Genomic DNA, 26,508 nt, shown 5'->3' on the forward strand with positions numbered 1-26,508 from the left:
GGCGATCGGACTCTCTGACCGTCTGAAAATCCCGCAAGTGCTTAGCTAGTATGTCTTTTCTGGCTATAATAGACTTTGGCTATTCCAGCCTAACTATCAGGAATTATTGTCAATGAATTATCTTATCGCCGTACTGCCCGATCGAATTCAAGCCGAAGCTGCCTACTGTGCTCTGGAAAAAGAAGGCTTGCCTATGAAGCAAGTGAGCATTTTGGGCCGCGGCTACAAAACTGCTGATGAATTTGGCTTGATCGACCCCAACCAGCAAGCGAAGAAACAAGCTAAACTCATGGCTATTTGGCTGATTCCCTTTGGCTTTATTGCTGGCGTTACTTTCAGTCTCATGACTGAATTGAAGACTTTCGCCTGGGCGGGCGAAATTGGCGATCACGCGATCGGTGGCTTACTCGGTGCGATCGCCGCTGCGATGGGCAGTGTTTTTGTAGGAGGCGCGGGCGGTATGGCTTTTGGTAGCGGCGATGCTTTGCCCTACCGCAACCGTTTGAATGCGGGTAAATTTTTGATTGCGGTTAAGGGTACTGATGATTTGACTGGGAAAGCTGCGAATATTTTGCAGCAGTTTGAACCGGAAAATATGCAAGGTTATACAGAGACTTAGTTATTTGTTGACGGTTAACTGTTGACGGTTAACTGTTAATAGTTAACTGTTGACATTTGAATCGTGCAATATTTGGAGGCAGTTATGGAATCACAAACTATCGCCCTAAATTCTCCCCTAGAATTAACACTCGAATTAACTGACGAGCAGTTTTTTCAGTTGTGTATTGACAACCGGGATTTAAGATTTGAACGGACTGCTAGTGGAGGATTAATTATTATGCCACCTACGGGTAGCGAGACTGGTAATTTCAACATTGACTTATCGTATCAACTTCAATCTTGGAGCAGACAAAATAAGCATTTGGGAATTGCTTTTGATTCTTCAACTGGATTTAAACTGCCCGACGGTACAGATATTTCTCCCGATGCTGCTTGGGTGCGCCGCGACAGATGGGATGCTTTAACTGCTGAAGAAAAAAAGAAATTTGCGCCGATTTGTCCCGATTTTGTGGTGGAATTGCGATCGACCACTGACTCCCTAGAAAAATTGCGGGCTAAAATGAAAGTGTATGTGAAAAATGGAGCAAGGTTGGGATGGTTGCTCGATCGCAAAAATAGAAAAGTAGAAATCTCCCGTCAAGGTAGAGAAGTAGAAATTTTAGATGAACCTGCAACTCTGTCAGGTGAAGATGTACTACCCGATTTTGTGTTGGATTTAACTGATATTTTCTAAATCTGTAATAAGACTCGGCGGTTGAAACCGCATCTACACAAGCAAAACCTGCCGACGCCGGTTAAAGAGGACGGGCGCGGTTGAAACCGCGTCTAAACAAGCAAAAACCGCCGACGCGGGTTAAAGATAGCGCGGTAAAATTACGTTATTCTCTTTAGTCGGCATCCAGCAGACATGGTTTGTATAAACCTGCTTTCAACCGCCTTCTTATCTTTTCCCACTCATTCATGATATGATAGGCTGCCAAAGGTTGCGTTTGGTATGACCTATGAAAATCCTCCACGGGACTTGGATTCCTCAAACAGAAGAGAGTTTTGTTCAAGGTGGAACTTTTTGTCTTTGGGTTGAAACCACTGAAAAGAAAAAACAGCCTGCTAAGGTTCATCCCCGACAATTGGAGACGGCACAGTTAAGAGAGTTTCTAACGAAAGAAGCCGGGATTCAACTGTCAGCAGTCAGCAATACAAGTGCGATGGGGCGAGAATACGCGATCGTCCCTCGGTATTTTTTACTGCCCACTGCCGACAACCAGCCGTTGCCCTCTTTAGAACTAGCGCGATATTTAGAGACAGAGTTACCCGAAACATTTGAGTTGGAGTATTGGCAAGTTGACTGTGTGTCCATCGCCACCCACACTTTGACTAAAGTATTGAACGACCTGCATTTTTTTGCCCTCTACGATTTAGCAGAAGTTCAGTTTGGGTCAGACTTGCTATTTTGGTATCACTACACCCAAAATTTTAAGCAAATTGTTCTGAAAGATCATTATATTCCGGCGTTGCGCTATCGAGAAACAGCTCCGATCGCGATCGCACCCATCGAAACATCCGAACCCGCTGAGAAAGCCACGCGCGGGCGTAAGAAAGCGGGCGAGACAAAAATCAAAACAACTGCAAAAACTCCAAAAACACCTGCCAAAATTGCACCCAGCTTTGAGATTTATCCGGGATGGGAAATTGTTTCAACACAGTACGAAACTGATTTACAACGGTATGTTGAATGGATGCCTTTAGTTTGTGTGTCCGGTTTTCGGAAGATCCAGCTACAAGATACACCAAAGTTCTACGATCGCGAACGGTTGCTGCGGCATTTTTCCGAGTGTGCGATCGCGGAAATTGTCACTCAAACCCCCATCCCAGCATCGTTTGAAAATAAGATTGCGGATTCTTTACTCCAAATCTGCCTCAACCAAACACGAAAAATCGCGCTAGTAAGCCTCGAGCAATACCGGCAATGGCAAACCTGGCGCGATCGCATTACGCGCAATCAATCTGCTGACTCATTCTCCCTCTGCTTTCAACTACAATCCCCCGAAAACCCCGAACAACCTTGGGTTTTAGAGTTTCAGGCGGCTGCGAAAAAAGACCCATCTCTGCGGATGCCGTTGCAGGATTATTGGCGATCGCGATCGACTCAACAAAAACAGTTGCAAACACAATTCGGAGACAACTTTGAGCAACATTTGCTGACAAATCTCGGCTACGCTGCCCGCATTTATCCCCAACTTTGGCAAGGGCTAGAAACCGACAAACCCGTTAACATTACCCTCAGCTTAGATGATGCTTTCACCTTCCTCAGCGAGTCCGCTTGGGTATTAGAAGATGCCGGATACAAAGTGATTGTCCCCGCTTGGTGGACGCCGAAGGGACGACAGCGGGCGAAGATTCGCCTGCAAGTCAAAGGGAAGGGCAGCAAGAGCGCTGCAATCAAGGGCAAAGGATTGTTTTCGGCGGATTCCTTGGTGGAATATCAATATGAATTGGCGATCGGGGGTGAACGGGTTAGCGAACAAGAATGGCAGGCGTTAGTAAATAGCAAAACACCGCTGGTGCAGTTCCGAGGACAATGGATGGAACTGGACAAAGACAAGATGCAGGAGATGCTGAATTTTTGGCAAAAACATCGCGAAGAGAATCCCGATGTCAGCTTGATTGACTTTATGAAGTTGACGGCAGAAGGAGAAGCTAGTGAAGAGTTAGAGGTGGAGCGCGATCGGGCTTTATCGGATATGTTGGAGAAGCTGAACGATAAGAGTCGGTTAGAGTTAATTGCAGATCCAGCAAAGTTTCAAGGCAAGCTACGGGATTACCAAAAGCGGGGCGTTTCTTGGTTGAGTTATTTGGAAAGTTTGGGATTAAATGGCTGTCTTGCCGATGATATGGGTTTGGGTAAATCGGCGCAGGTAATTGCTCGATTATTGCAAGAGCGGGAAGTTTTATCTACTACAAAAGAGACCGAAAAAAAGACAGAAAAAGCGATCGCACCTTCGGTTCTACCCACGCTGCTAATTGCGCCCACATCCGTAGTTGGTAACTGGCAAAAGGAAATGGAAAAATTTGCTCCAGAATTGCGATCGCTCATACACCACGGCCCTCAACGTTTGCAAGATGCCAAAGCATTTAAAGCCGCCGTCCAAGGTTGCGATATGTTGATTACTTCCTTTACCTTGGTGCGAAAAGACGAGAAACTGTTGAGCAGCGTAGCGTGGCATCGCGTGGTAATTGATGAAGCCCAGAATATTAAAAATCCGAAAGCGGCGCAAACAAAGGCGATTTTAAAGTTACCCGCTACCCATCGACTAGCATTGACTGGAACACCCGTGGAAAATAGATTGCTGGATTTATGGTCAATTTTTAATTTCCTCAATCCGGGCTATCTGGGTAAAGAGGCGCAGTTTCGGAAGTTGTTTGAGATCCCGATTCAAAAAAATGGGAGTCGCACGCAATCGGCAGCGCTCAAAAAATTAGTGGAACCCTTTATTCTCCGACGCCTGAAAACCGATAAGTCGATTATTCAGGATCTCCCCGACAAAGTTGAGCAAAAGCTCTACTGCAATCTCACCCGCGAGCAAGCTTCCCTTTATGAAGCGATCGTCAAAGAGGTAGAACAAGAAATTGATGCGACGGAAGGGATGAAGCGCAAGGGGATGATTTTGGCGACACTGCTGAAGCTGAAGCAAATTTGTAACCATCCGCGCCAGTTTTTGCAAGATGAAAGTGAGTTTACACCAGAGCGATCGCACAAACTGGAACGGCTGATCGAGATGATTGAGGAAGTCAAAGCAGAAGGCGAAAGTTTATTGGTATTTACGCAGTTTACAGAACTGGGAAGCGCGTTGGAAAAATATATTAAACAAACGCTACATTACAACACTTACTACCTCCACGGGGGAACCAGTCGCGAAAAACGGGAACGGATGATTTCAGAGTTTCAAGATCCAGAGTCTGAACCTTCGGTATTTATTCTGTCACTGAAGGCGGGCGGCGTGGGAATTACGCTGACAAAAGCCAATCACGTGTTCCATTTCGATCGCTGGTGGAATCCGGCGGTGGAAGATCAGGCGACGGATCGGGCGTTTCGGATCGGACAGCAAAAAAATGTGTTTGTGCATAAGTTTGTAGCGATCGGCACTTTGGAAGAAAAGATTGACCAAATGATTGAAGACAAAAAGAAATTGGCAGGGTCAATTATTGGTGCGGATGAGTCGTGGTTGACTGAGTTGGATAATGAGGCATTTAAGAAATTAATTAGGCTCAATAAAAATGCGGTTCTAGATTAGGAGAAATCAAAGATGTCACAATTTACTCGGACTTGGTGGGGTAATGAATTTATCAGCGCGCTGGAAAGATTTACAGATTCTGGACGACTCGGAAGGGGACGTGCCTATGCACGAAACGGCAAGGTAAAAAGCTTTGGCATGAATGATGGGTTAGTGATGGCACAGGTGAGAGGCTCGGTTAATCCTTATTTTGGGGTTTATAAGGAGCCTCTGTACACAACTCAAATTGAGTTTGAGCCAATTAGTCAGGCAAAGTGGAAAGTGGCGATCGCCCAAATGGCATCAAAAGCCAGCTTCATTTCTCGGCTGCTGCTCAACGAAATGCCCGACAATATTGAAAAGGCTTTTGCACCCCTCGGATTGCACCTTTTACCCAGCAGCCGCGAGGACTTTAAGACTACTTGCTCTTGCCCAGACTATAGCAATCCCTGCAAACATATTGCCGGAGTTTATTATTTGGTGGCGGCCGAATTGGACAAAGATCCCTTTTTACTGTTTGAATTACGGGGGCTTTCTAAGGAAGTGCTGCACCGCGAATTAGCAAAAACGCCTTTGGGGTTGGCACTTTCTGCCGAGTTGACGGCTGATGCAGCGGCCCCTGTGGCGGTGGATTCCTATTACACGCAGGCGATCGCCAGTGAGGCGCAAACGGTCAGCCTGAAAGAGTTTTGGCATGGTGCGAAGCGATTGCCGCAGACGATTGAGGTGGCAGCGCCAAGTGGGGTAAGTGCGATCGTGGTGAAGAAACAGGGAGATTTTCCACAGTTTTGGCACAAGGATGGTTCGTTTATTGAGGCGATGGAAGAACTGTATTTGCGGGTGAAGAAGAATAAGTAGTTGGGTGGACAATTTTGCTGCCATACTCGATCGAGCTCTTGCAAAAACTTTAACTCGAAGACTTCATAGATTTGGTACAATAATCGTGCTCATCATATCAGCTTTACCAGCAACTAAAATCATAGGATCGTTATTTGATGATTTTAGACTATAATTAAATTAGTGCGACTGTTAAAAAAGTAGACTTTTTAGTTACAGCAAGCTTTGGCAATTTCAAATTAGAATCTAAAATTGACTGATGTTACAAAGAGAAGAACTGTTAAAAGGCATCGAAAACCGCGAATGTGTCGCGCGGGCGATCGACCAAGCGGAACAAGCAATTAAAACTTGGGAAATTACTCTGACTGATTTTCTGTCGCCGCCGGAATTGGCGGACACTCTAACGGTATTTAAGCGCTTAACAGACGTGGAATTAGTGGCTTGGGGCGGCTACCCGCAAGCTGAAAGACAAAGAATTGCGATCGCGCGATCGGATATCCCGATCGACTCTGGTAGCGTTAACGTTGCTGCGGTGGAGATTGCTGGCAATTTCTTGTTCGATACAGCTTCTCACCGCGACTTTTTGGGGGCGATGTTGGGTACGGGAATTGTCCGCGAGAAAACTGGTGATGTGATTGTTTTGGGAGAACGCGGCGCGCAAGCCATTGTCATGCCGGAGATGGTAGAGTATTTGGAGATGAGTTTGCAGCAAGTGCGATCGGTTCCCGTGCAAACGCGGCGCATTGAGTTGAGCGAACTCAAAATTAGAGAACCCAAAAAGAAAGAAATGACAACCGTTGAAGCATCCATGAGATTGGATGCTGTCGCCTCGGCTGGATTCGCAATGTCTCGCAGCAAAATGGCCGATTTAATTGACAGCGGTGACGTGCGAGTTAACTGGAAAGACATTACTCAAGCTAGTTATAATGTCAAGTCTGGAGATTTAATTGCTGTTACCGGCAAGGGAAGATTGGAAATTGGGGAAGTTGCTGTTACTAAGAAGGAACGCTATCGAGTCCAGTTAACTCGGTATTTGTAATTCTCGGAAGTAGTAATTGGGAATTGGGAATTGGGAATTCTTTTCCCTGTTCCTTTTTCCTGATCTCCGCTAAATGGGTTAAATCTCGTCCACAATCTGTTGCCGAACTTTCCTAGAACCCACCTCGTTTAAATCCGTTAAATCCCGTATACTACTGCCTTCCCCAACTTCCTTCGTAATTACTCTTTCGCCCGAAACACCTTTTCTACCGACTTCACCAAAAGTTCTCGCGGCATCAATCGAGGCATATTGGCGATGATTTGATTGGGAATTCCCCCTGTCACAACATTAGACTCATTTTTGTCTAAAGCTTTCAAAGCATCTCGCACTACTTCCGCTGCTGGAACGAGTTTTTGCCCGCTGCTGGATGCCATAGCTTTCGGGAATTCAGCTACTGCAAAAAAGTCCGATTCTGTCGGCCCTGGACAAAGGCACAAAACGCCAATTCCTAAATCTTTGTTCTCAGCCCAAAGTGCCTCGCTGAAACTTAAAACAAAAGCTTTAGTCGCTGCATACATTGACAAGTACGGCATCGGTTGAAAAGCTGCGATGGAGGCAACATTGATGATACTTCCCGATTTTCTTTCGCGCATTCCCTGCAAAAATAAGTGCGAAAGTTCAACTAAGGCTACAATATTTAGTTGCACCATTGTTAGTTGTTTGCCAAGCGGGCGATCGGCAAAAACACCGTAATCGCCAAAACCCGCATTATTCACCAACAAATCAACCGTCCAACCTTTTTTAACAACCGTATCAAATACAGCAGTTGTGGCTCCTGGTGCGGTCAAATCTTGAACGATAATTTCGACCAAAATATTGAATTCCTGTTGCAGTTGAGCAGCTAGCTGTTGCAATTTGTCTTCGGAACGAGCTACCAAGATTAGATTGTGCTGGCGTTTGGCTAATTCGGCGGCAAAGGCTGCACCAATTCCGCCAGAAGCACCGGTGATTAAAGCAGTCGGCATGAAATTAATTCGGATATTTGATGTGGGCTTTATATATTTTAACAATTATTTTGACGGGAACCTGTAAAATAACTAAAAGGGCATAGGTGAGTTTTATGGCGCGTCTTACCGATCGAGCTTTTGAAATTTTGCGGGCAGAAGTTGAAAAGTGCGCGGCGGCTAATAGTCTAGCGGGTGAAGTATACCGACGGATGGTAATCAAGCGGTTGGAAAAGTTACGATCGCAAAACGGCACTTTCGCCTCAAGAGAAGAAATCCGCGATACCTTCAAAGACGAATTTCCCAACTTCAGCGAACAAGCTCTCAAAGCTGCCGTCAAAGCCAACCGCCCGCCCGGATTGTTCGGTAAAATTATCTTTGCTGGGAGTTTGTTGGGAAGTGCTGCGGGGATAATTTGGCTGATTAACCTACCTTTTCCCATGATTCGCTGGCCCGTGGCGAAAACAATGCCTATATTGTTGCTGCCGAGTTTTATGAGTATGGATCACAATTACCGGCAGGCGATCGCCCTTGTGGAACAATCCGATCAACTGGTGAATAAAGCCACGGCTGTCGCTGATTTTGACTTGGGCGAAATTAAAGCAAAAGAGGCTCAAAAACACCTCGACGCCTTGCCAGTGTGGTTCCTCGGCTATTACCCAAAGAGGTACTGCTCTTTTTTTAGCTGCAGTTGGCAGTTTACACTCGATGAATTTCAAGCCGCCCGCAAAAATGTCGGGCGGATGGAGGCTCAGATTTTCCAGCAAAAAAATGCTTTTACTCAGTTAAATCAAGTCGAACAAACGCTAAAGGCGGCGAAACAGCAGTATCAGGAAGCCAAAACCGCTGCGGATAGACAAAAAGCAACGGTAAATTGGCAAAGTGCGATCGACCAACTCAATCAAATTCCCGCCGAAACCCTCGCTGGAGAAACGGCTAAGAAAACACTCAAAGCAGCAGAAAGAGACTTTCAAGCAATGGGCGGTATCGCCACCGGTTCTGTGCAGGCTGACAACTTAATTGAAGCTGCCAAAGAATTTGCTCTCTCCGCCGCCGTCGCCTCCCAAAAACCTCCCCATCCCGCCGCACAGTGGGAACAAATAGCAGAATTGTGGCAAGAAGGTATTAACCGACTGAAATTAATTTCAGTCGATAACCCGGGCTATCTCGATGCTCAAACCAAACTCGCGGAATATCAAAAAAATTTAGGAATTACCCAGATTAGACTGGAAGCAGAAAAAGATTCTGCAACAGCTTTGCAAGAAGCTAAAAGCTTGTTTGCTAACTTGCAAAATGATGTGAATTCTCCGAGGCAAAATCCCGGTTACTCCCTTAGCCAGTTACAACAAATTATCAATCAATTAGAATCCGTAAAACCCGGAACAACTGTTTATCCCGAATCCCAAAAATGGCTGCAATCTGCTCGCAAGAAACAGCAAGAATGGCAAAAAAATTAGTCAGTTGTCAGTTGTCAGTTGTCAGTTGTCAGTCAACCGTTAACAGTCAACCGTCAACCGTCAACCGTCAACTAACAAATTACCAAGTCGGGTCAACATAGAGATTAATTGTCACTTGCTTTTTCCCGGAAGGGACGCCGGAAATACAAGCACAAATCGTATCCCCGCCATCAATTTCTACTTCGCAAGCGTGACAAGAACCCATGAGACAGCCAGTAGGAATAGAAACCCCTGCACGTTTGGCTACATCTAGCAAATGCTCTCCTGGTTCAGCTTCAACTGTAACATTATCTGGTAAAAAACAAACTTTTGTCATTGAATTTTAACCTCAACTCTAACAAACAATAGTTAACAGTTAACAGTTAACAGTCAACAGTCAACTGTTAACTAATTAACCTAAAATATGCTTTATATCTAAGTGCTTTTCCACTGTATCTGCTAGAGTGTCTAACAGAGCTTCTCGGTGTTCCCGGTAATTAGGAATACCTGTAGGCAATGCGCGGAGTCCCCGCTGCTGCCGCAAGTGATTTAACCAAGCTCGCCGCCAAGCTCCGTTGTCAAAAATGCCGTGCAGGTATGTACCCCAAATTGATTGAGAAGTATTGACAATTCCTAAACTCGCATCGTCAAATAGCGGTTGAGTCAAATCTGACTCTAGGATCTGCGTTTTTCCTTGATGAATTTCGTAACCGGAAACAGGCAAACCCGGTTGAGGATAGTTAGATGTTACGATTCGTTGGCGGGCAATTTTGTTCGGTGCCATCGCAGTTTTCAAAGGCAGCAATCCCAATCCTGGAAATTCTCCCTTTTCTCCCTCAACCCCTTCTTTATCGGTGATACTTTGTCCCAGCATCTGAAAGCCGCCGCAAACTCCCATGACAGTACCGCCAGCTACTAAATAATTTTGAATAGCTTTGGCCATACCTGTTTGGCGCAGCACGTGCAAATCGGAAATTGTAGTTTTAGAACCTGGTAAAATCACGGCGTCTGGATGGCCTAAATGGTCTTTTGGGCTGACATATTTGACGGTGACGGAAGTTTCCGATTCTAAGGGGTCAAAGTCGGTAAAATTAGAAATTCGGGGCAGGCGGATGACCGAAATATTTATGTCCGTTTGAGAATTGGGAGAACGCCGATCGAGCAAATCGAGAGAATCTTCTGAGGGAAACACTTCGTCTATCCAAGGAATCACCCCAACTACCGGAATTCCCGTCCTTTCTTCTAGCCAAGTCAGGCCCGGATCTAAGATCGATTTTTGTCCTCGGAACTTATTAATAATGAATCCTTTAATTAAAGCCCGTTCGTCTGGATCGAGCAATTCCAAAGTACCGATAATGTGAGCAAAAGCGCCGCCGCGATCGATATCAACTACTAGCAAAGTCCGAGCTTTTAAATGTTTAGCTACCCGCATATTTGTTAAATCGCGGTGTTTGAGATTAATTTCAGCAGGGCTGCCGGCTCCCTCACAGACAATCATGTCAAATTCTTGACCGAGAAATTCTAAAGATTCCCGAATAGCTTGCCAGCCGATATCGAAATACTGCTCGTAATATTGAGATGCTCGCACATTTGCGATCGCCCGGCCCTTGACAATTAATTGAGAAGTCATGTCTCCTTGCGGCTTGAGCAAAATCGGATTCATTTCTACCCAAGGTGCGACGCCTGCAGCCCAAGCTTGCACTGCTTGAGCGTAACCAATCTCTCCGCCGGCCGCTGTGACATAGGAATTCAGTGCCATATTCTGACCTTTAAACGGAGTTACCCGCCAGCCTCGCCGAGAAAAGATTCGACACAAAGCTGCAACAAGTAAAGATTTCCCTGCGTGAGATGTTGTTCCCACGACCATAATTGCTTTCATAATATTAACGAAGAAGGAAGAGGGAACAAGGCAGAAGGAAGAGGGAAGAAGGCAAAAGTAAAAATTAAGAAGTAAAAAGTAAAAAGTAAGAAGGCAGAAGGCAGAAGGCAGAATCAAAAAAATTCTGGTTTCTACCTTTTGCTTTCTGCCTCAAGATGAAGGTTTATCTTCGCCGGATACATTCTCAGACTTGGATTCAGCGACCGGTTTAGCAGTTTCGACTAGATCCGGATCGGGGGGATTCGGGCGAATCAATTCCGGTTGTTCTCCCTCAGAAGAGAGTTCTTCACCTGTGGATTCGATCGAGATAACTGTTACTGACACTGTTTCCACCTGTGCGATTAACTCGGGTTCTCCCGATGCTTCCATCTCCACAGGCGCTACTGAAACCATTTCCACCACAGTCATTTCTATAGATGCTGCTGGGGCTTGTGCTTCCGGTAAGTCTGCTGCTGCTGCTTCCGGTTCACCAGCCGCAGCCGGCGGTGTTTGTTGAGCGAACTGCGTTGTCTGGGTGTCAGTGGACGATCGCTCGTCGATCGGACTTTCCCCTATTTTGTCAAAACTCGCGATTTCTGCCGCCATCAACTCGGCCATTGCTTCAACATCCCTGGGAAACGGCACTGCTTGGCTGGTTTCAACAGCAGTGTTGCTGCTTTCGGCTGCCACTTCCGCGGCCACCTCGGCTAATTCGGATTCGAGAATCTGGTCGATACCCGGTGCAGGAGTTGCCGTTATTTTAGATTCAGGTGCGATCGAGTCTGGAGTCGCTGAAGGTTTTGGCGTCTGGGGAGTTGCATCAGACTTATTTTTACCGGCACCCCGTCCCAACATACCGCCGAGACTATTTTTGATATTGCCGAACAGACTTGCGAAACCGCCGGATTTTTTAGCTGGTTTGGCAGGAGTTGGGGCCGCGGCCGCTGCGGCTTGCGACTCTTTAACGGCTGTCCTCCATTCTGTTTCCATCTCGTCAAAATCATCGGCTTCTGGCTGCTGTTGACGCTCTGGCGGAGCCTCTGCTGGCTCCACACTTGCTGCAGCGGGAATTTCAGAAATTTCTAGAGGTAGAGGTAGAGGAGTGAAGTTGCTGGCTAATTCTGCTGGGGTTGGTGAAGTCTCAGCAGCAGGAGTTTCGACTGAAAAGACGGGTATTTCTGCAATTGCAGGTGCGCTCCTGTCGGGAATTTTCAAGTCAGGGCCGATCGTACTTTCGGCTGTCGAATCGATCGAATTTTCGGCAATAATTTCAGCTATTGGGGGAATCGCGGGCTGTTCATCTAGCTTTACCTCGCCCTTATCCACAGCGGGTGCTGGAACCACATCAGTTTTCGGTTTGGGCGATCGAACAAACTTAGGTTTTTTCGCTGCCGGCTCTTGTTTCTTGGTAAACAAGCCCGCCAACAGTCCACCTGCCGCCCCCGGCAAACTCACCGACTGAGGAATCGGCGTTTGCTCAGCAACGGGCGTCACCAGCCTGCGCAAAGTCAGAGTTTCCCAAGCAAACCAACCCAACATAGCCACGCCCGCCATTTGACCAAGCAGGAGAGCACCAGTAATTCGTCCCGCACAAGCCCATAAAATTAACGCATAAAAAAGCCCTACCCCGCTCCAGGTAAAATCACTTTTGCGGTGAACTTCTGGAAAAAAGAAGGCAGCCATGTAAATACTGAAGCTGCCTAGACCGACCGCCAACGCCAGAAAGTATGCAAGCATATTGTCGGTACCTCCGCTGTGTCAAATAACTTCTACGCGCTAATTCTACCTTTCAGAGAGACTCAACGGCTTCTTTCTCTCGGACAATTCTCGATTTGTAGGGAAGTTCGGTAATGAAGCAGTGTAGGGGATTTAACGGATTTAAGGGATGTTGACGCAAGAAGTCAAGCGTAAAGATTTTCCCACTCTCTCCGACTCCCCTTATCCCTTTCCCCCTACCCCCATCACCCCCTATCCCCATCACCCCCTCCTCCGTCGTGATATGTGTCACTTAACTATGCCCGTGCGATCGCACCAAGGGACTGAGGATGTTTATATGTTGTAGGTGTAAGAGGAATTATGCCCTAAGGCATATGTATTGGAGACAGTGCCATGTTAGAAAAAATTTTATTAGCGGCCGCCTTAACCTTATCGCTTCAAGTCTTTCCCGGACTAAGCACTTCCGCGAAATTACCGAAAAATTTAGTATTGCGATCGAGCGATCGTCCGGCTCAACCCCTGAAACTTCCTCTCGTTGCAGTACCTGCGGGCATCAAGCCGAACGTCCAATCGTAATGATACGTGCAAGATACGTGCAAGTGCGATCGAACTTAGGCAGAGTCTCTCTAATATTTTTTTCGAGTAGTTCTCTTTGCTATGTGACTGTTCACAACTCATCAGTTTGTAGTCAGGGCTTTAGTCCTCATTAATATCAGCTAATAAGGACTAAAGCCCTTACTACAAACCGTAGCTCAATAATGAGTAGCATATCGGACATTAATTCCCATAACATACTAAACAAATCTCAACATCAGGTTGTCAAGTAGAGACATTACACCTTAAAAAACTTATGTAACCTTGAGTAAACGATCAAAATAGATATATGATGTCTGATTGAGTTGAAAGCTAATAAGCACATTGACTATTAAATCAAGGAAAGTGAAAATGGGACTTGGCGATATTCTCTTGGATGAAAACAACAGAAAAACTTTTGTTGATGACTGTGTAAAGTTGATAGACAAACAAGTTGCTGCAGCGCCGGGATTGGGTGGTCTGGCTCTTAAAGCTGCCTACTCTACTGTCAATGGCATACGGGCTGACTATTGCGCCCAAGTCGTCGATCAACTTCTGCCAGAAATCTCGATCGCACTCGATCCGATGTGGACTGAAGCGGTAAACAATGGCAACCCAGTCGAATATCTTGCTGAAAGAAAAGCTCTAGTGGCAGACGAATTGCTCCAGATCAGCGACAAAAGGGTAGAGAACAGCACAAGAGGGGTTGTTAAAGGCGCCTATGCCAAACTCCGCCCCTCAGCTAAGACTTACGTGGAAAAGGGAGTACCGGATTTAGCCGAAATTATTAATAAACATAGTGCGATCTGATCTTGAATTGGTGGGGACTTCCCGCCAATTCAAACCCTTGTCGAGGCGGGGACTTCCCGCCTGCTAAGCTGTTGAGCATTTAAATTGCATATTTCGGGCGTTGCTGCGAGCAACAGCCCACTCATGGTTTGATTATTTCTGTCGATGCAATTTAAATGCTGATTAGCTTAGTTAAATTTTGGGACACAAAAGCTATCAAGAATCCCCAGTTAGAGAAAATGTCTAAACACGATTTAGGCGTAAGTGCTGGTTGATTTCGGTGACGCTACTTATCCATTGCGAATTACTCACTGATTCGCCCCCAATATTTTAAACATAGCCTGTCCGGTAATCCCCAACCCTAAAAACATTACAAACATCGCGCTAATCGCCGGCAAAAATTTGACTGCGGTTATCTGCTTTGGCAGTTTATCAAAATTACGTTTGGCATAAACTAAGATTAACCCGATCGCACTCAGCACTAAAGCCAATCCCAAACTAAATGCTACCACTAGCGTCATTCCCAAACCAACATTGCCCAAAGCTGACGCGCTCAACAGCATCACCAAAGCGGAAGGACAAGGCAACAAACCGCCGGAAATCCCCAACGCTAATAAGCTTTTCCAAGTAATAGGAGAACCGTCAGCACCGGGAGGCAAATGTGAGTGAATTCGGCCGTCTCCGTGATCGTGGTAGTGGTGAGATATCTCTGGTTTTACAGGTTTAAATTCTCTCTCCCAACTTCCTCTATTTAAAAGATTTACTGGTTCTTCATGGTTGGTAGTAAAGACTTTAGCCCTTAGAAAGAAGTTGGTATTAAAAATTTTATTCTTAATTTTTTTGATAACTTCAGTTTTCACTACTAACCTAGTCTTGATTTTTGATAATAGTAAGTTAAGCCCGATGAATGCTACTAATAAACCTGAGATTAAACTCAGCCAAGGATCTAATTTTTCGGGGTCAATTAAGTTAGAAGCAAACAAAGTAATTCCGCCCACAGCAAACACGCCGGCAGTGTGAGTAATTGTAGTCGTCGCTGCTAGAAATAAAGCGTGTACCGGAGTAGCCCGCGAACCCACTAAATAAGCGCCGACTATTGTTTTTCCGTGTCCGGGCGACATCGCGTGCACGCATCCCCAAGCAAATGCTCCCGCTATTGCTAGCAGCAAACTCCAACCTGAATCCCAGATAGATTCATTTCCGGCTAACAAAAAATCCCGGTTTTGCGGCGTAAACACAAAGCTTTTTACAGCACCCGCTTGCACGATCGTAGCTTGACAGCTAGCTGTCACCACTCCGGGAAAAAACAGATTGTAATTAATCCGCAATTTCTCGGGTTTGGAGATGGAAATTGCATCAGGTAAACCGGGGGTTGTATTTTGAGAAGATGCGGGCCAGGTGTAGTCTAAAATTAAGGTACTGTGGGTATTCCGCTGCTGGATTAAGCTGGCGGTTTTAGCTGCTATTTCTAGCGGGTTTACTGCTACAGAGCCTTGAATGTTGCTACTGTTGGTGATGCGAATTTGTTGACTAAAAAACTTTTCTAGCTGTGTTTGATGGCTGCGAACTTCAGCAGGTTGTAGCTGGCTGTCTCGATTGTCGTCGGCGAAGTTTGTTAAGCCGGTTGGGAAAGTTAATGTTACTTCGGTTTGCAAATCGTTGACTACTATTTCTGCTACAGATAAGTCTGACCAGTGCGAGTAAACAGGTCTGGTTGAGGTTGTGAAAAATAGTAATATTGTCAGAAAAAAAAGAATCAGATATTTGTACGATCGCACAAATTTTGTGTGCATAAATTTCTCCTGCTTCAAGAGACTGTTCCTCTGGCTCATTTCAAAATTCATAACTTCCCAAACCCAATGCTTGGCGGGATCGATCGTCAAAACTCGGGTCAATTTCCTTGGACTTTTGAAAATAAGCGCGAGATTCAGCATCCTTACCTAAAGTCCGGGCGATCGCACCAGCCCGGTAAAACATCCCCGCATCCCGAATCCCCGATCGCACTATTTCGGCCATCACTCGATCGGCCTTTTGCCACTCACCAGCACTCGAAAGCCCCCAAGCCAAAGTATCCAACGTCACAGCATCCCTGCGAATTTTCACCTCATCTTGCATTAACGCCAGCGCTTCGGTGACATCCTGCGATCGACCTTTTTCCAGCAGCAAACTCGCCAAATCCCTGCGGTGGCCAAAACCGCCAGATCCAGAAACCTGTTCCTGTCGCAACCCAGCTTCTGCTTTGTCGCGAAGTCGCCGGGATTCGATCGCATCTCCCTGCAAATCCTTCACCCTCGCCATACCGCGATCGACAATGCGATCGAACACAGTCGCAACCCCGCCAGAATAGGCAGAAACCTTGCTGTAATAGCCTTCCGCCTCCCGATAATTGCCCTGGCGCGTCTCCAAATCCGCCAAATAAATCAGCGCCAGCGGGTATCGCGGCACCAACCGCAGCGCCTCCAAAAACAGGGCTTTCGCCTGCACAAACTGCCCGCGACGCGCGTAAAATCGACCCAAGAGCGATCGGGCCCGCGCCGAACCCGCAACCTCTCCCGGTTCCTCCGCCGCCATTGCTTGCCGGTAATCCTGCAAAACCTCAGCATCTCGGCCCTGAGACTCTCTCACTAAAGCTCTCAAAGTGAGAGAACCTAAGTTGGGAATCCGGTTAACTAAGGCTTCTGCGGCAGCATTTGCCTCGGTCACTTTTCCCATTGCTAAGTGAGATGTAACTGAAAGGGCGATCGCATCTTCATTGTCAGAACCCACCTGTTTAGCAAAGCGCAAAGCAGTAGCAAAATCGTGTCTGGCCTCGGCAATTCGAGCTAAAACTAACAGCGCACCTTTGTTGTCAAAAGGCAAATCGGCGATCGACCTTTGAGCCGCTTGTTCTGCCAATAAAAACCAACCTCCCTCCCCAGTAGCGCGAGCCATTTTCAAATAAGATCCCCCCAGCGCCGCCCGGTTCAAACCGCTGCGGGAATCAACAGCCAATCGCTGCTGGTAAAAAGCTATTTCTTGCTGAATTGCTTCCTTTTGATTGGGATTATTTCTCAAACTTTCCGAGAAATGATAGCGGTAATTAGCATCGAGATTTTCGGGAGTTTTGTTAGAAAAGTTATCTGAAATAAAACGCAAATTAGGAGGTAAATTCACGACTACCATCCCAACTAAAGGAACCACTATCAGCAGCCCCCATGATAAAATATCCGATTTTATTTCCTGTTTTGTTTTAGCTTTCATACATCCGCGTTAATCAGCGTTTATCTACGGTTAAACAAAGTATTTTATATCTGTCATTAGCCAATAATTCATAACTAATGACTAATGACTAATGACTAATGACTAATGACTAATGACTAATGACTAATGACTAATTAGGCAAAGCCAAATAAGGAAAATTCGGTTCTAAAGGTTTGTGTCCCTGAGCCGGATTTCCGGGAGTTCCGTTATAAGAAACGTTATCGCCAACCGGAGAACCCACCAAAGCTCCCAGAGTGATATCAATAACGTCGTCCATAAGCAAACGACCTCCGATCAAGCTTCCTTGAGTATTTGTAGCACTAGCGTAGCCGCTGGTTTTTGTGGTATCGATCCGCATGACATCGGGTAAGAAAGCTCCGGCGATCGCATTTGGATCGACGTTATCCTTGCCGTCCAAAATATCGACAGCATTCAGAGTAGCAACAGCTTCCTGCCGCACCGGAGCAGCAGCACCGCTCAAATCCAATTTCGGAGCAATATTATTAAATGCCTCCAGATAAGCGGGAGTAACTATCAAACCTTCATTAATTGCAGGTCTAGCCAATCGCTCGAATTGTTTGAAACCGCCAACTCCATCGCGAATCGAAACTGTTGACCAAACATCAAAAGTATTCGCCCCAGTTCCTGCTTGCAAAAACGCTTTCGGAACGCGCACGGCAATTGTATTGACGTTGTAACCTTTAGTAAAGTCGATCGCTTGATTGGGTTGCTTGAAACCTACTTTCGGCCCCGTTCCCAAAGCCCCAGCGCGGACTCGGAAAAATTGTTCTACATCGAAGAAAAACGGGTCTTCGCGTAAACCGGCAAATACAGTTAAGTTAGAACCGCCCACAGGTACTGTATTCAAAACAGCATTAGAATTCAGCGGAGTTGTGGCAATTAGCCCGCCGTTAACTGTAGTCTTAGTAGTTGTCTCCGAGCCGCCGCGAACAACAGTTACAGCTACTGCTTGCATACCTGTATTGTTAGGCGGACTGAAGGCAAACCGCAAGATAATATCCGAGCGTCCAGTAGGTGTAGAATTCACGTCACCTACCTGCGTGATGTGAAATTGGTAGAGGGCTGTAGTGCTGAAATAATATTGATAACGGGCTACAGACCTGGGATTTGAATTCATGGTAAATACTAAATCCCCGTCCGCAGCACCGGAGTTTTGGTCTTTTTCGCGATATACATACAGGTCAGTTAAATTGACCGCGCGACCTTTGATATCTACTTCGCCGTCGTCGTGGTCGGAAGCGACAATTATCCCTGGAGTTAATAGAGCAATTAAAGCTACTTCAATAGCTAGTATGGTTCGGCGAATTTTTTTTGTGAGCTTCACAGTTAGCACCTTTATTTCAATGAAATTTTTGCACAAATCAATGGTAAATAACCCGCATTCGCGGGTTTTACTTTTGCAGCAACAGGTTGAAATCTGTCAACCTGTCGGGCTTTTGCGCTATTGCTGAGCCTTCTCCTATTGGTGGTATACGAAGGTTTGGCAATTTTGGATCTGTGCTTCAAGATTAATTTATGTGAAAAAGGGTGTTATTCAGGATTTACTCGTGCCCGAACTATGCTTGGGAATTCCTCCTAGGAGACAGATCCTCCCTCGATCCAGTGGAGCCAGAGCATCGCTTATATGGGTTCTCAGGCTCTTCTTGGGAGCTAGCGAACAGAGCTTAGGAACGAGTGAAGGGCGCTGTTTTGACCGAAAGCATCCAGGATACAAGCCCCCGGATTCATCCGTCCAGAAATAAAAAACGTGTATCCGATAAAGGAGCCCCCGAATTTATCCGTGGGGTCAATGCTTCAATTCTTTAATCTAAAATCTAAAATCTAAAATCGATTGACTGTTCAGGCTCAGCGCTTTTCTTCGTTCTGCGTAAAGCGGATTGTTAAGTGTCAAAAAAATTACTAATCAGGTGGTAAAATTCAAGATGACTTGGGATTTTTACAATTCAAAGCACGACAAAATTAGCCTGAAAAGGCATACTCCAGCTTGTACCCCCAACTTCAAACTTATAATTATGTTCTGTAGTGATATACGCCGAATTGTTAATTTTGGATCTGTGCCGTCAAAACAAAAATTTTGGGTACACTGAAATGACAGGCCAGAAGTCAGGCGATGAATCGCTGCTTTTAGTGCAGATTGCCCGGAAAGACCAAACGGCATTAGCTAAACTTTACGATCGCTACGGTCGTCCCAGTTACGCTCTCGCTTACAAAATTCTGGGTTCGGTAGAAGAAGCTGAAGAAGTGGTAATCGATGTTTTTTCCCAAATTTGGCAAAAAGCAGCAACTTACGATCCTTCTCGCAGTCGAGCAGATACCTGGTTGTTCATGCTTACCCGCAGCCGTTCCCTCGATCGGCTCCGAGCGATGCAGCGAACAGTCCGGGCGGCTGAAGCTTGTCTGGAAGATGCTAAAATACCCATCTCTAGCGTTGCAGAACCGATGGAAGATGCAATGTTTAAAGAACGCAGCGAACAAGTCAAAGCGGCCTTAGAAAAACTGCCAAAGGAACAGCAAGAGGCGATCGAACTCGCCTACTACCAAGGGCTGACTTGCGCGGCGATCGCAGCTAAAACTGGTATCCCGACAGGTACAATCAAAACCAGAATTCGGTTGGGTATTTCCAAATTGCGTCAAGCTTTGAGCGAACATTTTTTTTAGAGTGTCAAAAAACAAAATTTAAGTTTTTTAACATCAATCTAAAATTCTGGCATCTCCAATCATCCATCTTGAGTGCGAGGGCAGCAGACCAATCTCAAAATTAAAATCAACTTAGGCTGAATTACAATTAATGGCGGAAAACAGATGGAAATGATGCCAGACGAGGAGTATAAAATCCTTGCAGCCCTTCAAGCTCTCGAGACCCTCGACGAGTCAGAACGCGGCGCATTTGCAGAAAAATTGAAAGAGTCCGCAGAACTTACAAGTGAATTAGCGGCTTTTGAAGCAACAATTGCCGCGATCGCCTACACAGCCCCCCCAGTTCCCGTCGCCCCCGACCTCAAAAACCGCCTGTTCCAGCGCATAGCCGAACTGCCACAAACTCAGCTAGCATCAGTCAATATCAAGCCAATTGTTACCTCCCCAACAGAGAACAATACTCCATCTTTAATCGTGCGATCGAATGATGTAAAATGGAAATCTTATGGAGTTCCGGGAGTCTCGTTGGGCAAGCTTTATATTGACAAAAAAAAGCGCGAAATTACCTGCTTGATGCGACTAGAACCTGGAGTAACATTTCCCCTGCACCGACACGCTGCATCGGAGGAAGTATTTGTATTAGAAGGAGACTTAATTGTAGAAGGGGAAATTTGCCATCCAGGCGACTACATTCGCTCTCTTCCCGGTTCCATACATTCCTCGCTAACACAAGGGGGATGTATGCTGTTAATGAAAACTTCCATAGACAACGAAATGCTCGTCTGATATTATGTCGGTTAAATTTCCTGCAATGATTGCTTTTCGCTTAGTTAGGGCTGGTTTATGTCGGTTTTGAATCGTAATTATAGAGTGTTGGTGAAACCAGCCTTTACAAGTATTTCGGTGAATTTTCCGGACACGCTCTGACTCCCTAACACCCTACGGCTCCGCATTCTGCGGTTAAAATCCCAAATATATCACGTAATTCCAATGCTAAAATACTCGCGTTTAACTGCTGTTTTTTCCGCCCTTATTATACAATTGGTTCCCAGCGACAAAAGCGCGATCGCCCAAGAACGCGAAGGATGTTTTCTGGTCAATTCAGTGGGAGAAGTAATTAACTTAAATTTGTTGTGTTCGCCTCAAGAATCAGACATTAAGCTGACAGGAAACGATGGGAAATTTCTCGAAGACTACAAACGCTTAGCAAAAAGCTACTCTCCAGAAGCAACGGACAATTTACTGCAAGCAATCCAAAGGGCCCCTGGTCAAAAAATTGCGGCAGCTAAAAGAATGTGTGCGGAAGCAAAATCGGGAGTTTCTATGCCGGAGTTTAAATTAAGAGCGATCGGGCAAGCTGCGAGTATCGAAAATCCAACTGCCAAAGAAAGTTTTCTTGCCGATGCGGATATTATTACCACCCTTGCCGCCAACCATTATTGCCCGGAATTAGCCAGTAAGTAATATCATGAAATCTGTAGAGACACGGTAAGGAAGCATCTCAGTTTGGATTTTACAGGAGTGCAAGGGGGACGTTCGCACTCCTAAAAAACGCTTTTTACAAAACTGAGATTCTCCCACGGTAATGCCGCGTCTCTACTTGCAGTTACAATATTAATTGTCCTCTTGTCGCGCAACGATCGATGAAATTACCAGACATGAGATGAAACATTTAAAATCAAGTTCCGCCGACTTGCGGGATTTATTCAAAGACAGCATTACAGTTAAATATCTCGCGGAACCGCTGAAAGCTGTCCCAGCTTGCGAAGATGCAGCCAAATTGCGATCGTGGATGGAGGCCCGCGATTTTGACGTGCTCGGTATCGAAGAAAACGGCACGGTTTGCGGCTATGTAGAACGATCGCGTTTAGGTAAAGGCAAGTGCAGCGACTACCAGCAAATTTTTCACCCCTCACAATTAATCGCCGCGGCCACTCCTTTAATGGAATTGCTGCCGCTGCTGCGAGAAAAACCGAGATTATTTGTATTGGAAAGCAACAGGATCAACGGAATTGTTACCTGCGGCGATTTGCAAAAAGCACCGGTGCGGATGCTGCTGTTTGGGTTGGTGACGCTTTTGGAAATGAATTTATTGCGAATCGTGCGCATCTACTTTCCCCAAGATTCTTGGCAGAAATTGCTTAAGGGCGATCGCATCGTAGCGGCAAAACACCTTTGGGAATTGGGGCGATCGCGAAATGAAGCAATTGACTTAATCGATTACCTGCAATTCTGCGACAAGCGAGATTTAATCCTGACTTCTGCTGAAATAGTCGATCGGCTGGGGCTCAAATCCAAACGATACGGAGAGCGTTTTTTAAAATCAGCAGAAGCCTTGAGAAACAAATTAGCTCACGCTCAAGATTTAATTAACGGTTCTTCTTGGCCGGAAGTAATTTTTTTAGCTCAGGAAATAGAAGCGCTTTTGCAGCGCTGCGAAGAAATTGAAATTGCCGCACCCGCTGAATTAGATAGCATTTAATGGGTAATATCAATTCCGTTAGCATCGGAATGATATAAACGGAGGACACGGCACTGCCGTGTCCCTACCGCGATCAATTGTAGGGACACGGCACTGCCGTGTCCTCTATATCATTTAGTTTTTAATTTTGAGTTTCCTGTTAGTATACTGAGGAACCCACCCTTGAGCAGTGGTGTAATACTGCACGGCTTTCAAGTACAGCGACGGAGTGAGATAAAACCAATGTTCGGTATTGGCAGGCACTTTAATGTATTCTTCTGTTTGCAACATTAATTGTACCTGAGAGCCGTTAGAATACACGAATCCAAAAACACATTCCCCAGCTAAAATGTGAAGAACTTCTGGATCTGTGTGGGTGTGAGTGCGATTGCTTTGAGTCATCAGCGCGTAAATCTGCGGCGAACCCGGTTGCAGCACTTTTAAGTCGCACCACTGACATCCGTCTGCACGTTTGAACAGTTCAAACTCGCTATTAAATGCGGCGAGGATCTGCTGTTTTTCTGTTACATTGAGGATGTCTTGGACTAGCAGTTCTCGAACCGCAGGACTTTCGTTCGTTGGCAGACGATCGATCTCAATATTTAAAATAGCCAGTTGGCTCGCGATCGCCCGGATATCGCTGTATGTCGTACCGTCTTCTAGTTGCAGAACAGCCATCGTACCCTACCTACTTATTTATATTGGAGGATAATTTAGTTTCCTGTTTCCATATATGGTTACAGACTAAACTCCTGCTTATTTTCAATAATAGCCGATCGCTAAAATCCGATATCTACCTTCACAATCATCAAAGAATTACCAGACATGAGATGATTTGTGAGGTTTTTTAAGTTTTATTTCTAGTTCTCAGAATCTGGCGGGTAATGCAGATCCATAGGCTCTGCTTATTTTTTATGGTTGGATATTCAAAGGGGCGATCGGCAGAACACCGCCTGCAGTACGAGAATACAGAAACACAGGCTGAATCTATAAAATTATCGTCAGATTAGCTTACAATAGAAGGCTAAACCTCAAAATTACGGCGCAGCCTAATTGCTGCTACTTTTATGCCTCTACCTATAGTTGCTATTATTGGACGCCCCAATGTAGGCAAATCGACGATCGTCAACCGTTTAGCCAACACCCAAGACGCGATCGTCCACGACGAACCGGGAATCACGCGCGATCGCACTTACAGACCAGCATACTGGGGCGATCGGGAATATCAAGTCGTAGACACCGGCGGGCTAGTATTCGACGACGAAACAGAATTTCTGCCTTTAATTCGCGAACAAGCAATGGCAGCCCTCGCAGAAGCCAGCGCAGCCATTTTCGTAGTAGACGGACAAACCGGCCTCACCGGCGGCGACGAATCGATCGCATCTTGGCTGCGGCTGCAAAAAGTTCCCGTCATTCTCGCCGTCAACAAGTGCGAATCGGAAAATACAGGACTCACCCAAGCAGCAGACTTTTGGCAATTGGGACTCGGAGAACCTTACCCTATTTCAGGCATTCACGGCAACGGCACCGGCGAATTGCTCGACAAATTAATTACTCACCTTCCCACGGAAGCACTCCCGGAAGTAGAGGAAATTAAAGTAGCAATTATCGGTCGTCCCAACGTCGGCAAATCGAGTTTGTTAAACGCATTTCTCGGAGAAAACCGCGCCATAGTCAGCCCGATTTCCGGCACTACCCGCGACGCGATCGACACCTTAGTAGAACGCAACGGTAAAACCTACCGCCTGATCGACACAGCCGGAATTCGCAAAAAGAAAAACGTCGAATACGGCGCAGAATTTTTCGGGATCAACCGCGCTTTCAAAGCCATCCGCCGCGCCAACGTCATACTGTTAGTAATTGACGCAATTGACGGCGTTACGGATCAAGACCAAAAATTAGCCGATCGCATCAGCCAAGAAGGTCGAGCCTGCATCATAGTCGTCAACAAATGGGACGCCGTAGAAAAAGACTCCGACACCATCTACGAGTACGAAAGAGAAGTAAGAACCCGACTTTATTTCCTAGACTGGGCAGAAATGATTTTTGTTAGCGCCATGAGTGGGCAGCGAGTTGAAAAAATCATTGAATTAGTAGACAAAGCCTCCGACGAACACAAACGCCGCGTCACTACCGCCGTCATTAACGAAGTCATAGAAGAAGCCACAAGCTGGCACTCAGCCCCAGTTACCCGCCAAGGGAAACAAGGCAAAATCTATTACGGTACTCAAGTGCGATCGCAGCCACCGACAATTGCGCTGTTTGTCAACGATCCCAAACGCTTTACCGAAAATTACCGCCGTTACATGGAAAGCCAATTTCGCAAACACCTCGGCTTTACCGGTACACCAATGCGGCTGCTTTGGAGAGGCAAAAAAGTTCGTGCCACAGAAATCAGCACAACAAACAGAGCACTGCGGGTCAAGTAATTTTAGATTTTAGATTTTAGATTTTAGATTGAATAAAAAAGGCGGTTAGATGATATAATTCCTTGCCAATTACCGCAATTTTTTTCATCTAAAATCTAAATATCGGATGAACGAACAAGAGTTTAAACAAAGAACGAAGGCTCTAGCATTAAGAGTTATTAAGCTAGTAAGTTCACTGCCAAAAAATACCGTTTCTGAGGTAATTGGCAAGCAGTTAATTCGTTCAGGAACTTCTGTAGGGGCTAACTATCGAGCAGCTTGTCGCGCTAGATCGACAGCAGACTTAATTGCCAAACTTAGAATAGTTGAAGAAGAAGCGGATGAATGTTTGTACTGGATGGAGTTGATAGTTGAAGCTAAATTAGTAGATGTCGAGAATTTGAGGAGTATCATGTCAGAAACAAATGAAATTTTAGCGATGACACTTGCCTCTATCAAAACTTTAATTGCTAAAAACCCAACAGCAAATCGCAAATAAAAAAAGTCTCAAATCCCACAAAAATTGCCAAGCTAAATCAAACAATCCCAACCATAAATCAAACAATCTAAAAATCCCCGATCGAGCAATCCCCAATCAAACAATCTAAAAATCCCCGATCGAGCAATCCCCAATCAAACAATCTAAAAATCCCCAATCAAACAATCTAAAAATCAAACAATCTAAAATCTAAAATCTAAAATCTAAAATCCCAAGATGGACTTACTTCGATCGCTCCCCATCGGACTCTACCTAGAACAACCAATAACCTGGCTTCACCGGCTAGACTCCCGCGTAAAACTAGCTTGGTTGATGACATTTCTGATCGCGCCAATACTCGCCAATCCGATCTGGCGGTTGATGCTAGTAGGAATGTTAATCGTACTGACACTAACAGCAGCAATCCCCTTGCGGGTGTGGAAACAGCAAATGGGACTGCTGCTGCTATTCTGCATTTTAGTATTTTGCCTGAGCGCGATCGCCCCCGACGCACTCCCATCAGAACACCAGCCCCGCATCCCCGCCGACGAATTCACCTTTTCCCAACAGCCCGCAACTCTTCCACCCCCGCCCCAGCCAAAACCCTGGTACAAAACTTTTAATTTAGGCTCAAACCCCCCAATCCCAAATCCGAAATCCCAAATCTCAAATCAACTCCCCCAACCCACAAACTACCGTTACGTTTTATTCAAACAAGGCCCGATTAAAATCACCCGCAAATCCCTAGATTTAGCTATCAACGTCAGCACCCTATTTTTCACAGTAATTTACAGCACCAACCTCTACCTCCTCACCACAGCCAGCGAAGAAATCACCGCCGCCATTGAAAACTTAATGCAGCCCCTGCGCCGCTTGCACTGGCCGGTCACCGAAATAGCGCTAACATTAACCCTATCTTTGCGGTTCATTCCCCTAGTATTGGAAGAAATACAAAATTTAGTGCGATCGGTCAGAACCCGAGCGATAAACTGGAAAAAACTCGGATTTCGCCGCGCCGCTCAAGTGTGGTTGATGATAGCCGAGCGGCTGTTAGAAAACTTGCTCCTGCGAGCCGAACAAATTGCCAGCGCCATGAAAGTTCGCGGCTTCACCAGTCCCGATCGACACCGTGTAGAATGGCATCAGTTGCAATTGAAAATCCGAGACTGGATCGCCCTCGGGTGCTTGATCGTCCTTTGGAGCGCCCGCTTCGTTTGGGGTTGGGACAGTTGAGATTTT

At 45.9% G+C, this 26,508-nt stretch carries 24 protein-coding genes; 16 read left to right on the forward strand and 8 right to left on the reverse strand.

Annotated elements, in window-relative coordinates:
* Nucleotides 1-112 precede the first annotated feature (112 nt).
* From QUA78_RS02570 to QUA78_RS02590, 5 genes are all read left to right on the forward strand, one after another.
* Complete coding sequence (locus QUA78_RS02570; RefSeq protein ID WP_333307080.1) at nt 113-619, forward strand: hypothetical protein; 507 nt, start codon at nt 113-115, stop codon at nt 617-619.
* 84 nt (nt 620-703) lie between these two features.
* A complete protein-coding gene (locus QUA78_RS02575; protein ID WP_333307078.1) occupies nt 704-1,294 on the forward strand; it encodes a Uma2 family endonuclease in 591 nt (196 codons plus the stop codon).
* A gap of 268 nt (nt 1,295-1,562) precedes the next feature.
* The gene (locus QUA78_RS02580; RefSeq protein WP_333398561.1) at nt 1,563-4,853 is read left to right on the forward strand and encodes a DEAD/DEAH box helicase; all 3,291 of its coding nucleotides are present in this window, start codon (nt 1,563-1,565) and stop codon (nt 4,851-4,853) included.
* A 12-nt stretch (nt 4,854-4,865) separates the two neighbouring features.
* On the forward strand, nt 4,866-5,690 hold the full coding sequence (locus QUA78_RS02585) for an SWIM zinc finger family protein (protein ID WP_333398562.1): 825 nt from the start codon (nt 4,866-4,868) through the stop codon (nt 5,688-5,690).
* 238 nt (nt 5,691-5,928) lie between these two features.
* Nucleotides 5,929-6,708 carry a photosystem II S4 domain protein gene (locus QUA78_RS02590; RefSeq protein ID WP_333398564.1) on the forward strand — a complete coding sequence of 260 codons (780 nt, stop codon included), beginning with the start codon at nt 5,929-5,931 and terminating at the stop codon, nt 6,706-6,708.
* A gap of 179 nt (nt 6,709-6,887) precedes the next feature.
* Here QUA78_RS02590 and QUA78_RS02595 read toward each other — a convergent pair whose 3' ends face one another.
* The gene (locus QUA78_RS02595; protein ID WP_333300563.1) at nt 6,888-7,673 is read right to left on the reverse strand and encodes an SDR family oxidoreductase; all 786 of its coding nucleotides are present in this window, start codon (nt 7,671-7,673) and stop codon (nt 6,888-6,890) included.
* A gap of 95 nt (nt 7,674-7,768) precedes the next feature.
* Here QUA78_RS02595 and QUA78_RS02600 point away from each other — a divergent pair, with 95 nt between their 5' ends.
* Nucleotides 7,769-9,109, forward strand: a complete 1,341-nt coding sequence (locus tag QUA78_RS02600) for a hypothetical protein (RefSeq protein WP_333300562.1) — start codon at nt 7,769-7,771, stop codon at nt 9,107-9,109.
* Between the two features lie 79 nt (nt 9,110-9,188).
* Here QUA78_RS02600 and QUA78_RS02605 read toward each other — a convergent pair whose 3' ends face one another.
* The 3 genes from QUA78_RS02605 to QUA78_RS02615 form a co-directional block, all read right to left on the reverse strand.
* Complete coding sequence (locus tag QUA78_RS02605; RefSeq protein WP_333300560.1) at nt 9,189-9,425, reverse strand: 2Fe-2S iron-sulfur cluster binding domain-containing protein; 237 nt, start codon at nt 9,423-9,425, stop codon at nt 9,189-9,191.
* Between the two features lie 75 nt (nt 9,426-9,500).
* Nucleotides 9,501-10,967, reverse strand: coding sequence for a cobyric acid synthase CobQ (gene cobQ / locus QUA78_RS02610; protein WP_333300559.1), 1,467 nt, complete (start codon nt 10,965-10,967; stop codon nt 9,501-9,503).
* Between the two features lie 150 nt (nt 10,968-11,117).
* Nucleotides 11,118-12,683, reverse strand: coding sequence for a Ycf66 family protein (locus tag QUA78_RS02615; RefSeq protein ID WP_333300557.1), 1,566 nt, complete (start codon nt 12,681-12,683; stop codon nt 11,118-11,120).
* A gap of 148 nt (nt 12,684-12,831) precedes the next feature.
* Between QUA78_RS02615 and QUA78_RS02620 the strand changes: the two genes are divergently transcribed.
* The 3 genes from QUA78_RS02620 (at nt 12,832) to QUA78_RS02630 (ending at nt 14,045) form a co-directional block, all read left to right on the forward strand.
* Nucleotides 12,832-13,008: a hypothetical protein gene (locus QUA78_RS02620; RefSeq protein WP_333300555.1), complete on the forward strand. Its 177-nt coding sequence runs from the start codon at nt 12,832-12,834 to the stop codon at nt 13,006-13,008.
* Nucleotides 13,009-13,055: 47 nt separating this feature from the next.
* Nucleotides 13,056-13,238 carry a hypothetical protein gene (locus QUA78_RS02625; RefSeq protein WP_333300554.1) on the forward strand — a complete coding sequence of 61 codons (183 nt, stop codon included), beginning with the start codon at nt 13,056-13,058 and terminating at the stop codon, nt 13,236-13,238.
* A gap of 369 nt (nt 13,239-13,607) precedes the next feature.
* Nucleotides 13,608-14,045, forward strand: a complete 438-nt coding sequence (locus QUA78_RS02630) for a DUF6918 family protein (RefSeq protein WP_333300552.1) — start codon at nt 13,608-13,610, stop codon at nt 14,043-14,045.
* A gap of 287 nt (nt 14,046-14,332) precedes the next feature.
* Here the strand turns inward: QUA78_RS02630 and QUA78_RS02635 are convergent, their stop codons facing one another.
* The 3 genes from QUA78_RS02635 to QUA78_RS02645 all read right to left on the reverse strand — a co-directional run bounded on the left by QUA78_RS02635 (nt 14,333) and on the right by QUA78_RS02645 (nt 18,609).
* Nucleotides 14,333-15,817 (reverse strand): HoxN/HupN/NixA family nickel/cobalt transporter, encoded by a 1,485-nt coding sequence (locus QUA78_RS02635; RefSeq protein ID WP_333300550.1) that lies wholly within the window; start codon nt 15,815-15,817, stop codon nt 14,333-14,335.
* A 40-nt stretch (nt 15,818-15,857) separates the two neighbouring features.
* Nucleotides 15,858-17,264 (reverse strand): tetratricopeptide repeat protein, encoded by a 1,407-nt coding sequence (locus QUA78_RS02640; protein WP_333300548.1) that lies wholly within the window; start codon nt 17,262-17,264, stop codon nt 15,858-15,860.
* Between the two features lie 130 nt (nt 17,265-17,394).
* Entirely contained in the window at nt 17,395-18,609 is a 1,215-nt protein-coding gene (locus QUA78_RS02645; protein WP_333300546.1) for a DUF4331 domain-containing protein, read from the reverse strand.
* A gap of 764 nt (nt 18,610-19,373) precedes the next feature.
* Between QUA78_RS02645 and QUA78_RS02650 the strand changes: the two genes are divergently transcribed.
* The 4 genes from QUA78_RS02650 to QUA78_RS02665 all read left to right on the forward strand — a co-directional run bounded on the left by QUA78_RS02650 (nt 19,374) and on the right by QUA78_RS02665 (nt 22,404).
* Nucleotides 19,374-19,943, forward strand: a complete 570-nt coding sequence (locus tag QUA78_RS02650) for a sigma-70 family RNA polymerase sigma factor (protein WP_333300545.1) — start codon at nt 19,374-19,376, stop codon at nt 19,941-19,943.
* A gap of 150 nt (nt 19,944-20,093) precedes the next feature.
* The gene (locus QUA78_RS02655; RefSeq protein ID WP_333398566.1) at nt 20,094-20,708 is read left to right on the forward strand and encodes a cupin domain-containing protein; all 615 of its coding nucleotides are present in this window, start codon (nt 20,094-20,096) and stop codon (nt 20,706-20,708) included.
* Between the two features lie 204 nt (nt 20,709-20,912).
* Entirely contained in the window at nt 20,913-21,386 is a 474-nt protein-coding gene (locus QUA78_RS02660) for a DUF732 domain-containing protein (RefSeq protein WP_333300542.1), read from the forward strand.
* A 199-nt stretch (nt 21,387-21,585) separates the two neighbouring features.
* Entirely contained in the window at nt 21,586-22,404 is an 819-nt protein-coding gene (locus QUA78_RS02665; protein ID WP_333300540.1) for a hypothetical protein, read from the forward strand.
* Between the two features lie 114 nt (nt 22,405-22,518).
* On the opposite strand, the gene QUA78_RS02670 is transcribed toward QUA78_RS02665, so the two are convergent.
* Nucleotides 22,519-23,061, reverse strand: coding sequence for an acireductone dioxygenase (locus tag QUA78_RS02670; RefSeq protein WP_333300538.1), 543 nt, complete (start codon nt 23,059-23,061; stop codon nt 22,519-22,521).
* A 389-nt stretch (nt 23,062-23,450) separates the two neighbouring features.
* Here QUA78_RS02670 and der point away from each other — a divergent pair, with 389 nt between their 5' ends.
* The 3 genes from der to QUA78_RS02685 all read left to right on the forward strand — a co-directional run bounded on the left by der (nt 23,451) and on the right by QUA78_RS02685 (nt 26,502).
* A complete protein-coding gene (gene der, locus QUA78_RS02675) occupies nt 23,451-24,812 on the forward strand; it encodes a ribosome biogenesis GTPase Der (protein WP_333300537.1) in 1,362 nt (453 codons plus the stop codon).
* A 106-nt stretch (nt 24,813-24,918) separates the two neighbouring features.
* A complete protein-coding gene (locus QUA78_RS02680) occupies nt 24,919-25,290 on the forward strand; it encodes a four helix bundle protein (protein WP_333300535.1) in 372 nt (123 codons plus the stop codon).
* A 216-nt stretch (nt 25,291-25,506) separates the two neighbouring features.
* Nucleotides 25,507-26,502, forward strand: coding sequence for an energy-coupling factor transporter transmembrane protein EcfT (locus tag QUA78_RS02685; protein ID WP_333300534.1), 996 nt, complete (start codon nt 25,507-25,509; stop codon nt 26,500-26,502).
* The last annotated feature ends 6 nt before the right edge of the window (nt 26,503-26,508 follow it).

The organism is Microcoleus sp. K4-B3, from assembly GCF_036704615.1.
Taxonomy (GTDB): domain Bacteria; phylum Cyanobacteriota; class Cyanobacteriia; order Cyanobacteriales; family Microcoleaceae; genus Microcoleus.